The organism is Streptomyces sp. NPDC055815, from assembly GCF_053616475.1.
In genome coordinates this window covers 81,151-92,849 of sequence record NZ_JBSHDU010000006.1, presented here as the reverse complement: position 1 = coordinate 92,849, position 11,699 = coordinate 81,151, and the positions used below count along the sequence as shown (strand labels likewise).

12 protein-coding genes are annotated in these 11,699 nt (G+C 71.7%); 9 read left to right on the top strand and 3 right to left on the bottom strand.

All coding sequences use genetic code 11. The features are described from left to right. Window positions 1–534: DUF3515 domain-containing protein (locus ACWGN5_RS06675; RefSeq protein WP_453511756.1), on the bottom strand; the 534-nt coding region annotated here is incomplete at its 3' end. 20 nt (window positions 535–554) lie between these two features. Further along, window positions 555–788 carry an Lrp/AsnC family transcriptional regulator gene (locus tag ACWGN5_RS06670; protein WP_017947604.1) on the bottom strand — a complete coding sequence of 78 codons (234 nt, stop codon included), beginning with the start codon at window positions 786–788 and terminating at the stop codon, window positions 555–557. 233 nt (window positions 789–1,021) lie between these two features. On the opposite strand from ACWGN5_RS06670, the gene ACWGN5_RS06665 reads away from it, so the two are divergent. Both ACWGN5_RS06665 and thiD read left to right on the top strand, forming a co-directional pair. Next, window positions 1,022–1,984, top strand: coding sequence for a thiamine-phosphate kinase (locus ACWGN5_RS06665; protein ID WP_453511755.1), 963 nt, complete (start codon window positions 1,022–1,024; stop codon window positions 1,982–1,984). Beyond that, on the top strand, window positions 1,981–2,775 hold the full coding sequence (thiD, locus tag ACWGN5_RS06660) for a bifunctional hydroxymethylpyrimidine kinase/phosphomethylpyrimidine kinase (RefSeq protein ID WP_453511753.1): 795 nt from the start codon (window positions 1,981–1,983) through the stop codon (window positions 2,773–2,775). Before ACWGN5_RS06665 ends, thiD begins: the two co-directional genes overlap by 4 nt. A gap of 133 nt (window positions 2,776–2,908) precedes the next feature. On the opposite strand, the gene rpmB is transcribed toward thiD, so the two are convergent. Continuing rightward, window positions 2,909–3,094 (bottom strand): 50S ribosomal protein L28, encoded by a 186-nt coding sequence (rpmB, locus tag ACWGN5_RS06655; RefSeq protein WP_003957616.1) that lies wholly within the window; start codon window positions 3,092–3,094, stop codon window positions 2,909–2,911. A 274-nt stretch (window positions 3,095–3,368) separates the two neighbouring features. On the opposite strand from rpmB, the gene ACWGN5_RS06650 reads away from it, so the two are divergent. The 7 genes from ACWGN5_RS06650 to rpmF all read left to right on the top strand — a co-directional run bounded on the left by ACWGN5_RS06650 (window position 3,369) and on the right by rpmF (window position 11,697). Then, window positions 3,369–5,087, top strand: a complete 1,719-nt coding sequence (locus ACWGN5_RS06650; RefSeq protein ID WP_453511751.1) for a DAK2 domain-containing protein — start codon at window positions 3,369–3,371, stop codon at window positions 5,085–5,087. Between the two features lie 59 nt (window positions 5,088–5,146). After that, window positions 5,147–8,353 carry a helicase-related protein gene (locus ACWGN5_RS06645; RefSeq protein WP_453511750.1) on the top strand — a complete coding sequence of 1,069 codons (3,207 nt, stop codon included), beginning with the start codon at window positions 5,147–5,149 and terminating at the stop codon, window positions 8,351–8,353. Window positions 8,354–8,460: 107 nt separating this feature from the next. Continuing rightward, window positions 8,461–9,042, top strand: coding sequence for a 16S rRNA (guanine(966)-N(2))-methyltransferase RsmD (rsmD, locus tag ACWGN5_RS06640; RefSeq protein ID WP_453511749.1), 582 nt, complete (start codon window positions 8,461–8,463; stop codon window positions 9,040–9,042). A 26-nt stretch (window positions 9,043–9,068) separates the two neighbouring features. Then, the gene (coaD, locus tag ACWGN5_RS06635; protein WP_179199946.1) at window positions 9,069–9,548 is read left to right on the top strand and encodes a pantetheine-phosphate adenylyltransferase; all 480 of its coding nucleotides are present in this window, start codon (window positions 9,069–9,071) and stop codon (window positions 9,546–9,548) included. Window positions 9,549–9,682: 134 nt separating this feature from the next. Next, the gene (locus ACWGN5_RS06630) at window positions 9,683–10,720 is read left to right on the top strand and encodes an ATP synthase F0 subunit B (RefSeq protein ID WP_453511748.1); all 1,038 of its coding nucleotides are present in this window, start codon (window positions 9,683–9,685) and stop codon (window positions 10,718–10,720) included. Between the two features lie 138 nt (window positions 10,721–10,858). Beyond that, entirely contained in the window at window positions 10,859–11,521 is a 663-nt protein-coding gene (locus ACWGN5_RS06625; protein WP_453511855.1) for a YceD family protein, read from the top strand. A gap of 2 nt (window positions 11,522–11,523) precedes the next feature. Beyond that, window positions 11,524–11,697 (top strand): 50S ribosomal protein L32, encoded by a 174-nt coding sequence (gene rpmF / locus ACWGN5_RS06620; protein WP_015036448.1) that lies wholly within the window; start codon window positions 11,524–11,526, stop codon window positions 11,695–11,697. The last annotated feature ends 2 nt before the right edge of the window (window positions 11,698–11,699 follow it).

Sequence of the window (11,699 nt, the reverse complement as noted above, 5' to 3'; positions counted from 1 at the left end):
GCTGCCGGGGCCCCCCCACACCCCCCCCCCCCCCGCCGCCCCGCGCCCCCCGCCGCCCCCCCCCCCCACGGCCGTCCGGACCGGGGCGGCGAGATCGGCGAGCGGCGTGACGTCGTGCGCGTACCGCTCGTCCAGCGTCACCTCGACGTACGTCTTCCGGTACGTCGTGGTGAAACGGGGGCCGCCGCCCTCCGGGCGCTCCAGCATCCAGTTCACGCCGTTGGCCTCGACGGCCTGCGCCCTGGGATCGCTCATCTTTTCGGGCCGGGGGACCCCGCAGCGCAGTACGATCGCACCGTCACCCCAGCCGGCGGTCAACTCGGAGCCGGGCTCCGGGTCACTCCGCTCAAGTCCCGCCACGGAATCGGGCAGCTCCTTCGCCAGGGCCTGGCAGAAGGGCGCCTCCTCCGCCGGCGGGCTCGGGACCACGACGGACGCCACGGCGTCCGGCGAGGAACAGCCGGCGGCGGCCGACAGCAGGACGGCGGCCGCGACGGCGGCGGGCAGGCCGAAGGGCCGGTGGGAAGACGTCACCGGCCAAGCGTAGACGGGGGCTACAGATGAACGACCGGGCAGGTGAGGGTGCGCGTGATGCCGTCCACTTGCTGGACCTTGGCGACCACCATGCGGCCCAGCTCGTCGACGGTGTCCGCCTGCGCGCGCACGATCACGTCGTAAGGACCGGTCACGTCTTCGGCCTGGATGACCCCCGGGATCTTGGAGATGGTGTCGGCGACGGTCGACGCCTTGCCCACCTCGGTCTGGATGAGGATGTACGCCTGAACCACGGAACCTCCAGGGCGACCACGAGGATCTTGTGGGAGAAAGGGACGCCACGGTACCGCGTCGCCGCGGGCCACGGGGAGACCCGCGCGTCCGGAGGCGCTCGGGGTGTGGCGTACGCAGGACAGAAGTTGACGGTCTACTTGACGGTACCCAGCACGGTGACGGCCCGCGACCCGCGGCGCGCGACGACGCGCCCCCGCCCGCCGGCCGGCACGAAGACACGAGGTGAGACGCGGTGAAGGGCACAGTCGGAGAGCTGGGCGAGTTCGGGCTCATCAGGGAGCTCACGTCCCGGCTCACCTCCACCCCGGCGGTACGGATCGGGCCCGGCGACGACGCCGCGGTCGTCTCCGCCCCCGACCGGCGCGTGGTGGCCAGCACGGACATCCTCCTCGAAGGACGTCACTTCCGGCGCGACTGGTCGACGGCGTACGACGTCGGCCGCAAGGCCGCCGCACAGAACCTCGCCGACATCGCCGCCATGGGCGCGGTCCCCACCGCGCTCCTCCTCGGCCTCGTCGTCCCCGCGGAACTCCCTGTGACATGGCCCACGGAACTGATGGACGGCCTGCGCGACGAATGTCAGGTCGCGGGCGCCGCGGTGGTCGGCGGCGACGTCGTCCGCGGCGACACGATCATGGTCTCCATCACCGCCCTCGGCGACCTCCGCAACCACGACCCGGTGACCCGAGGCGGCGCCAAGCCCGGCGACGTCGTCGCCTACACCGGCTGGCTCGGCTGGTCCGCCGCCGGATACGCGGTCCTCTCCCGCGGCTTCCGCTCCCCGCGCGCCTTCGTCGAGGCCCACCGCAGGCCCGAGCCGCCGTACCACGCGGGCCCGGCCGCCGCCGGTCTCGGCGCCACCGCCATGTGCGACGTCAGCGACGGCCTCATCGCCGACCTCGGGCACATCGCCGAGGCCAGCAAGGTCCGCATCGACCTGCGCTCCGGCCTCATCGACATCCCCACCCAGATGAACGACATCGGCCAGGCCGTCGGCGTCGACCCCATGCAGTGGGTGCTCACCGGGGGAGAGGACCACGCGATCGTCGCCACCTTCCCGCCGGACGTGAAGCTCCCCGCCCGCTGGAAGGTCATCGGCGAGGTCCTCCACCCCTCGGCGCTGCCCCAGGTCACCGTGGACGGCGCGCCCTGGCACAGCGTGGGCGGCTGGGACCACTTCGGGGAGACGGAGTGAACCCCCCGCTCGTGCTGACCGTCGCCGGATCCGACTCCGGCGGCGGCGCGGGCGTCCAGGCCGACCTGAAGACGATGCTCGCGCTCGGCGTCCACGGCATGAGCGTGCTCACCGCCGTGACCGCCCAGAACTCGCGGGGCGTCCAGGGCGTCTGGGAGCTCCCGGCCGAGGCCGTACGGGCCCAGTACCGGGCGGTCGTCGACGACATCGGCGTCCAGGCCGTGAAGACCGGCATGCTCGCCACGGCCGCGCTCGTGGAGACGGTGGCGGAGCTGCTCGCCGGGACTCCGGGGGTGCCCGTCGTCGTCGACCCGGTGGGCGTCTCCAAGCACGGCGACCCGCTGCTCGCGGAGAGCGCGCTCGACTCCGTCCGTACGAAGCTGCTGCCGGCCGCGACCGTCGCCACCCCGAACCTGGACGAGGTGACGCAGCTCACCGGCGTGCGCGTGGAGGACGAGAGCGACATGCGGCCGGCCGCCGAGGCGGTCCTCTCGTACGGGCCGCGCTGGGTCCTGATCAAGGGCGGCCACCTGCCCAGCGGCCGGGAGGCCGTGGACCTGCTCACCGACGGGACCGAGGAGCACTGGCTGCGCGCCCCGCGCCACGACAACCGGCACACCCACGGCACGGGCTGCACGCTCGCCTCGGCGATCGCCTCCGGGCTCGCCAAGGGCCTGGCGGTGCCGGAGGCCGTACGGCAGGCGAAGGAGTACGTGACGGGGGCGATCGCCGCCGGGTTCGCCCTGGGATCGGGCATCGGCCCGGTCGACCACGGCTGGCGGACGCGCTAGGTCCCGGGCGTGGGCCGACCGTTCCCGGGCCTGTTTCCGGGCCTGTTTCCGGGCATGGCAAAAGGCCGGTTCACCGAGGTGAACCGGCCTTTCAAGGCAACCGCAGGGGCTGCGCTACGACAGAACGTCGCGATTAGCGCGAGACCTTGCCGGCCTTGATGCACGAGGTGCAGACGTTGAGCCGCTTCGGCGTCCGACCGACCACGGCACGCACGCGCTGGATGTTCGGGTTCCAGCGACGGGACGTACGGCGGTGCGAGTGCGAAATGTTGTTGCCGAAGCCCGGCCCCTTGCCGCAGACGTCGCAGTTGGCAGCCACGGGTCACTCCAAAGACTTCAGAATTACAGTGAAATCCGGCGCACCGGAATCAGGAGTCTGAAGTGGCTTGCCGGGGAACGGCCCGGTTTGAACCGGGCAACCGAAGCAGCATACAACGCCTGCTTCCGTGGAACGAAACTACCATGGTCTCCGCGGACCTCGCCCCGGACCCCGGTCACAGGGGGTCCCCCCCTGCTCGAGCGAAGCCGAGAGCTTGGGGGAGGCCGGTCCCCGGTCTACCCTGCGGTGATCACCGCCGAAGGAGGACCCCCCGTTGTCGCGAGCCCTTCAGCCCGACGAGGAGCTCGTCGAGCTCGACGCCGAAGCGGTCCGGAGCTGGTGCGCAGGGGCCCTCGACGCCCTCGGCCGGGAGCGCGAGGCGATCGACGCGATCAACGTCTACCCGGTCGCCGACGGGGACACCGGCACCAACCTCTACCTGACGGCCGAGGCCGCCCACGAGGCCGTCGAAGCCGTCTTCGCCGCCTCCTCGCCCGACACCGCCGAGACCGTACGGGCCATGGCCCACGGCGCCCTGCTCGGCGCCCGGGGCAACTCCGGCACCATCCTCGCCCAGCTCCTGCGCGGCATGGCCGCCGTCCTCGCCGAGGGACGTGACGGTGATCACCTCGCCCGCGCCCTCGCCGAGGCCGCCGCCGCCGCGCGGCAGGCCGTCGCCCATCCCGTGGAGGGCACCGTCCTCACCGTGGCCTCGGCGGCCGCCGAGGGCTGCGCGGGCGGCGGGACGCTCGCGGACGTGGCCGCACGGGCCCACGACGGGGCCAGGAAGGCCCTGGCGGCCACCCCCGGCCAACTGGACGTACTCGGCCGCGCGGGCGTCGTGGACGCCGGCGGAAGGGGCCTGGTGACCGTCCTCGGGGCCCTCCTCCAGACGGTGACGGGCCGGGCGCCGGACCGCGAGGGGGACGTCGGCGGTGGGGGACACGAGCACCTCCCGACCGCGCCGGGAGGGGTACGGCTCCTCGGCGACACCGCCCCGGGAGGGGTACGGCTCCTCGGCGACCCGCGCGCCGTCCCCGCCGCCCACGACGGGCCCTGCGACGGCGAGGCCGGGCCCGCCTACGAGGTGATCTACCTCCTGGAGGCCGAGGACGCGGCCGTGGAGCGGCTGCGGGCCCGCCTCGACGCCCTCGGCGACTCCCTCGTCGTCGTCGGCGGCGACGGCCTGTGGAACGTGCACGTCCACGTCGACGACGCGGGCGCCGCCGTCGAGGCCGGTGTCGAGGCCGGCCGGCCCCACCGCATCCGCATCACCCACTTCGCCGCCGACGCGGCGGCCGGAGCGTCGACCGCCGGACGCGGGGAACGCGCCCAGCGCGCGGTCGTCGCCGTCGTCCCCGGCGAGGGCCTCGCCGGACTCTGCGCCGAGGCCGGCGCGACCACCGTCCGCAGCAGGCCCGGCGAACCGCCCGCCGGCGAGGAACTCGTCGAGGCGATCCGCCGGGCGCACGCGCGCGAGGTGGTCCTCCTGCCCAACGACACCGACCTGCGCCAGACCGCGGCCGCCGCCGCGGAACGCGCCAGGGCCGAAGGCATCCGCGTCGCGCTCATCCCGACCCGGGCCGCCGTCCAGGGCATCGCCGCCCTCGCCGTCCACGAACCCGACCGGCGCTTCGACGAGGACGTCGTCGCCATGACCGCCGCCGCCGGAGCCACCCGCTACGCCGAACTCGCCGTCGCCGAACGCCAGTCGTTCACCTCCGCCGGCGTCTGCCAGGCCGGCGACATCCTCGGCCTCATCGAGGGCGACGTCGCCGTCATCGGCAAGGACCTCACCGAGACCGCCCGCACCGTCCTGGACCGGATGCTCTCGGCGGGCGGTGAACTCGTCACCCTCGTCGTCGCCGACGACACCCCGCCCGAGCTCGCCCCCGACCTGGAACGGCACGTCCGGCGCGGCTACCTGGCCGTCGACACCACCACGTACCACGCGGGCGCGGGGGCCCCGCCGCTGCTCATCGGGGTGGAATAGGCGCCGTTCCCGGCGGTTGTCCACAGGCTTCGGCGCGGCTGTCGGTCCCGTGGTCTTCAATGGGAGACGTGCCCGCGCTCGACGAACCACTCAAGAAGTCCCTCGGCCCCGCCACCGCCAAGGTCATGGCCGAGGCGCTCGACCTGCACACGGTCGGGGACCTGCTCCACCACTACCCCCGCCGGTACGCCGAGCGGGGGGAGCTCACCACGCTCTCTGACCTGCCGCTCGACGAGCACGTCACGGTGGTCGCGCAGGTCGCGGACGCCCGGGTGCACACCTTCAACGGTCCCAAGGGCCGCGGCCAGCGCCTCGAAGTGACCATCACCGACGGCAGCGGCCGGGTGCAGCTGGTCTTCTTCGGCAAGGGCGTGCACAAGCCGCACAAGGACCTGCTGCCGGGCACCCGCGCGATGTTCGCCGGCAAGGTCTCGCTCTTCAACCGGCGGCTCCAGCTCGCCCACCCGTCCTACGAGTTGCTCCGCGGCGACAGCGACGAGGCCGTCGACACCTGGGCGTCCGCCCTCATCCCGATCTACCCGGCCACCGCCAAGCTGGAGTCCTGGAAGATCGCCAAGGCCGTGGACGCGGTCCTGCCCAGCGCCGGTGACGCCGTCGACCCGCTGCCGCCCGCCCTGCGCGAGGGCCGGGGCCTCAGCGAGCTGCCCGACGCCCTGCGGATGATCCACCGCCCCCGTACCAAGGTGGACATCGCCGACGCCCGCGAGCGGCTCAAGTGGGACGAGGCCTTCGTCCTCCAGGTCGCCCTCGCCCGCCGCCGGCACGCCGACACCCAACTGGCCGCCGTCGCCCGGAAACCGGCCCCCGACGGCATCCTCGACGCCTTCGACGCCAAGCTGCCCTTCACCCTCACCGAGGGCCAGCAGAAGGTCTCGAAGGAGATCTTCGACGACCTGGCCACCGAGCACCCGATGCACCGCCTCCTCCAGGGAGAGGTCGGATCGGGCAAGGCGCAGCCACTGGATTCCCTCGTGTTGACCTCTGCGGGATTCCGACGGATGGGCGACATGCGGGTGGGGGACGAGGTGATCGTGCCCACAGGAGAGACTGCAGTCGTCGACGGAGTCTTTCCACAGGGGGAGCGCGAGGTATGGCGGATCCTTCTCTCGGACGGAACCGCCGTGGAGTGCGACGACGAGCATCTGTGGATCGTGGGAACGAGTGGCGCATGGCACCGCGGCCAGGCCCCCAAGGTGCTGACCACAAGGGAGATCCGCCATGACCTCTTGAAGGCGAACGGCTCCTCGAAGTGGTACATCCCCCCCGCCGCCCCGGTCGACCTCGGAGACGGGTCCACACCGCCGCTCGATCCGTATCTGCTCGGTGTGCTCCTGGGCGACGGTTCGTTTCGGCACAACCTGCGGCTCTCCACGACCGACGCCGAGATCCATGACGCCGTCGCGATGTCGGTGGAGCCGGACTTCAGGCTCACTCCGGTGGTCGGCTCGCGTTGCGACTACACGATCCAGCTCGTCCGGCGTGCGGGCGGCGTCCGGAATCCAGTGATCCAGGCGCTGCGAGACCTGGAGCTGTGGGGTGTCACATCGCATGACAAGTTCATCCCCGAGCAGTTCAAGAACGCCACGATCAAGGACCGTCTCGCGGTTCTCCAAGGGCTTCTGGACACTGACGGCACGGTGCACCAGGACGGCATGAGTGTGTCGCTCTGCTCCGCTTCCCGCTCGCTCGCGGAGGACGTGGCGTGGCTCGTGCGCTCGCTCGGCGGACGAGCGCGGGTTCTGCCGAAGAAGACTGCCTTCAACGTCTCCGTGGCTCTGCCCGACGAGTACCCCCCGTTCCGGCTCGTCCGCAAGGCCGAGCGGATGCGTCCGAGGCCCAAATACAACACCTTCCGGCGTGGCATCCGTGCTGTGGAGTACGTCGGCCGGAAGGCCGTGCAGTGCATCAGCGTCGCGCATGCCGACCACGCCTATGTGACGGATCACTTCACCGTGACGCACAACACGATGGTGGCCCTGCGCGCCATGCTCGCCGTCGTCGACTCCGGCGGCCAGGCCGCCATGCTCGCCCCCACCGAGGTCCTCGCCCAGCAGCACCACCGCTCCGTCACCGAGATGATGGGCGAGCTCGCCGAGGGAGGCATGCTCGGCGGCGCGGACCGGGCCACCAAGGTCGTGCTGCTCACCGGCTCCATGGGCGCCGCCGCCCGCCGCCAGGCCCTGCTCGACCTGGTCACCGGCGAGGCGGGCATCGTCATCGGCACGCACGCGCTGATCGAGGACAAGGTCCAGTTCCACGACCTGGGCCTGGTCGTCGTCGACGAGCAGCACCGCTTCGGCGTCGAGCAGCGCGACGCCCTCAGGGGCAAGGGGAAGCAGCCGCCGCACCTCCTCGTCATGACCGCCACGCCCATCCCGCGCACGGTCGCCATGACCGTCTTCGGCGACCTGGAGACCTCCGTCCTCGACCAGCTGCCCGCCGGCCGCTCGCCGATCGCCAGCCATGTCGTCCCCGCCGCCGACAAGCCGCACTTCCTCGCGCGCGCCTGGGAGCGGGTCCGCGAGGAGGTCGGGAACGGACACCAGGCGTACGTCGTCTGCCCCCGGATCGGCGACGAGGAGGACCAGAAGAAGAAGGCCAAGGCCTCCCCGGAGGACGAGGCCGAGAAGCGCCCGCCGCTGGCCGTCCTCGACGTCGCCGAGAAGCTCGGCGCCGGCCCTCTCGCGGGCCTGCGGATCGCCGTCCTGCACGGCCGCATGCACCCCGACGACAAGGACGACGTCATGCGCCGCTTCGCCGCCGGCGAGCTCGACGTCCTCGTCGCCACCACCGTCATCGAGGTCGGCGTCAACGTGCCGAACGCCACCGCCATGGTGATCATGGACGCCGACCGCTTCGGCGTCTCCCAGCTCCACCAGCTCCGCGGCCGCGTCGGCCGAGGCTCCGCCCCGGGCCTCTGCCTCCTCGTCAGCGAGATGCCCGAGGCCAGCCCCGCCCGGCAGCGGCTGAACGCCGTCGCCACCACCCTCGACGGCTTCGAGCTCTCCCGTATCGACCTCGAACAGCGGCGCGAGGGCGACGTCCTCGGCCAGGCCCAGTCCGGCGTCCGCTCCTCGCTGCGGGTGCTCGCCGTCATCGAGGACGAGGAGGTCATCGCCGCCGCCCGCGAGGAGGCCACCGCCCTCGTCCTCGCGGACCCCGACCTCACCGCCCACCCGGGGCTGCGCACCGCGCTCGACGCCCTCCTCAGCGAGGAACGGGAGGAGTACCTCGACAAGGGCTGAGAAGGGCTGAGAAGCGCTGAGAAGGGCTGAGGAGGGCCGGGGCCGGGCGGCCGCCCGCGGCCATATCCTGGGACGTACGCATTGGACGACGCAGGACGAGGACACCGATGACCCGCGTGATCGCCGGTACCGCCGGCGGACGGCGCCTGGCCGTGCCCCCCGGCAACGGCACCCGCCCCACCTCCGACCGGGCACGGGAAGGCCTCTTCTCCACCTGGGAGTCGTTCCACGGCCTGGAAGGCGCCCGGGTCGCCGACCTGTACGCGGGCTCCGGCGCCGTCGGCCTCGAGGCGCTCTCCCGCGGCGCCGTCCACGCCCTCCTCGTCGAGGCGGACCCCCGCGCCGCGAAGACGATCCGGGACAACGTCCGCTCGATCGGCCTGCCCGGCGCCGAACTCCGCACCGGCAAGGCCGAGCAGATCGTGACCGGACCGGCCCCGGCCGAACCGTACGACCTCGTCTTCCTCGACCCGCCGTACGCGGTCACGGACGCCGATCTTCGCGAGATTCTCCTCACACTGCGCTCGGGGGACTGGCTGAGCGAGGATGCCCTCGTCACCGTGGAGCGCAGCACCCGAGGCGGGGAGTTCGGCTGGCCGGCCGGATTCGAGGCCCTGCGGTCCCGTCGCTACGGCGAGGGAACGTTTTGGTACGGTCGCGCCGCCTCTACGTGCGAAGACGCACGATGACCGGACCGGAGAGCGAGGGACCCAAGTTGCGCCGCGCCGTCTGTCCGGGGTCATTCGACCCCATCACCAACGGACACCTCGACATCATCGCCCGCGCCTCCAAGCTGTACGACGTCGTACACGTCGCGGTGATGATCAATCAGTCGAAGAAGGGCCTCTTCACGGTCGACGAGCGGATCGAACTGATCCGCGAGGTCACCGCCGACTTCGGCAACGTCGAGGTGGAGTCCTTCCACGGACTGCTCGTCGACTTCTGCAAGCAGCGCGACATCCCCGCGATCGTCAAGGGCCTGCGCGCGGTCAGCGACTTCGACTACGAGCTGCAGATGGCCCAGATGAACATCGGCCTCTCGGGCGTGGAGACCCTGTTCGTCCCCACCAACCCGACGTACAGCTTCCTCTCCTCCTCGCTGGTCAAGGAGGTCGCGGCCTGGGGCGGCGACGTCTCGCACCTGGTCCCGCCGACGGTCCTGCCGCGGCTGACCGAGCGGCTCGCACGGAAGTAGACGAGGAAGCGGACACGGAAGTGACACGCGGCCACCGCCGCTGACGCTCCGTCACCTGGTGTCGGACGGGCGCCGACTGCCCTTACAGTCGTCCCGTCCGTCTCCATCCAGCTGTAGAGAGTGGCGAGCACCAGGTGGACGTGCAGAAGAAGCTCGACGAGATCGTCGCGACCGTGCAGGGCGCCCGCTCCATGCCCATGTCGGCATCCTGCGTGGTCAATCGCGCCGAGCTGCTCTCCCTGCTGGAAGAGGTGCGGGAGGCCCTGCCCGGCTCGCTCGCCCGGGCCCAGGAGCTGATCGGCGGCCGCGAGCAGATGGTCGAGCAGGCCCGCCAGGAGGCCGAGCGGATCATCGAGGCCGCCCACGCCGAGCGCGGCTCGATCGTCTCCGACACGCAGGTCGCCCGCGAGTCGCAGGAGGAGGCCGACCGGATCCTCTCCGAGGCCCGCCGCGAGGCCGAGGAGGTACGGGCCGAGGCCGACGACTACGTCGACTCCAAGCTCGCCAACTTCGAGGTCGTCCTCAACAAGACCATCGGCTCCGTCGACCGCGGGCGCGAGAAGCTCCTCGGCCGCGGCCCGGGCCTCGACCAGGACGGCTACGCCGACGCGGACGCCCCCGAGTACAGCGCCGACCCGCAGACCCTGATCCGGCGGGCCGACGAGTACGTGGACGCCAAGCTGGGCGCCTTCGAGGCCGTCCTCAGCAAGACCCTGGAAGCGGTCGGACGCGGCCGGCAGAAGCTGCACGGCCGGATCGCCACGGACGCCCTCGGCGAGCACATGGCCGCACAGGACGGCCTCGGCGGCGCGGTGCACACCAGTGACGCGGACTACCTGGCCGGGCTCGCGGAGCTGGCCACCCCGGAACCCGCACCGGTCGCGCAGATCCCCGCACAGCAGCAGCAGCCCGACCCGTACGGCTACCCGCAGCAGCCCCAGCAGGACCCCGGGTACGGCTACCAGCAGCAGGACGCCTACGGTTACCAGCAGCAGGACCCCTACGCGTACCAGGGCCAGTACGGCTACGAGCAGCAGCAGTACGACCCCCAGGGCCAGGTCCACGCCCAGCCCCACCAGCAGCCGCAGGCCGCCGCGCTCGACGAGACCAGCTTCTTCGACACGAGCATGATCGACCTGGAGCAGCTGCGCCGGTACGAACAGGGACAGTAAGGGGCACGGGGCCCGGATTGGGCCCTGAGCGAAGCGTCCAGTATCCTGGCTCTTCGGTCGCGCTATGTCCGCGATCCTTGCTGCCCCCGTCTGGCAGCCTCCTCTACGCCGCAGAACGATCCGAAAGCAGGAAGAGCCCTGAGCACGCGCCTCGACCACCGCAACCCCCTCGTGTTCGACACGCACGAGCTGGGGCGGCGTCCTGGTGCCCTCCAGCGGATCTCGCGTTCGGTCGAGGCGCCCGGTGGCTCCGGTGCGCTCGGCGTCGAAGGAGTCATCGGAGTGCCCGAGGGCTCTCCGGTGGACATCGATCTCCGTCTTGAGTCGGTCATGGAAGGGGTGCTTGTCACAGGCACCGCCCGTGCATCGGCCGAGGGGGAGTGCGTAAGGTGTCTGGAGCCCGTCGCGCTCGAGCTCGACGTGGACTTCCAGGAGATGTTCTCGTACCCCGACTCCGACGACCGGGGCCGCTCCAAGGCGGCCGCGGACGACGAAGCCGAGGACGACGAGGACATGATCCCCCTCGAGGACGGCATGTTCGACCTCGAACCCTTGCTGCGTGATGCGGTGGTGCTCGCACTGCCGATGCAGCCGGTGTGCCGGGAGGACTGTGCGGGTCTGTGTTCCGAATGCGGAACCAACCTGAACGAGAACCCGGACCACCACCATGACGCCGTCGACATCCGTTGGGCGGCACTGCAGGGACTCGCCGGTTCGCTGGGAACCGATGAGAAGGACAACATGAGCGGCAAAGCCTCTGACGGGGACGTCCGAAGCGCCGCCGAGAAGCAGGAGAAGTAGCCGTGGCTGTTCCGAAGCGGAAGATGTCGCGCAGCAACACGCGCCACCGCCGGTCGCAGTGGAAGGCTGCGGTCCCCACCCTGGTTTCGTGTGAGCGTTGCCAGGAGCCGAAGCTGCAGCACATCGCGTGCCCGAGCTGCGGCACCTACAACAAGCGCCAGGTCCTCTCGGTCTGAGT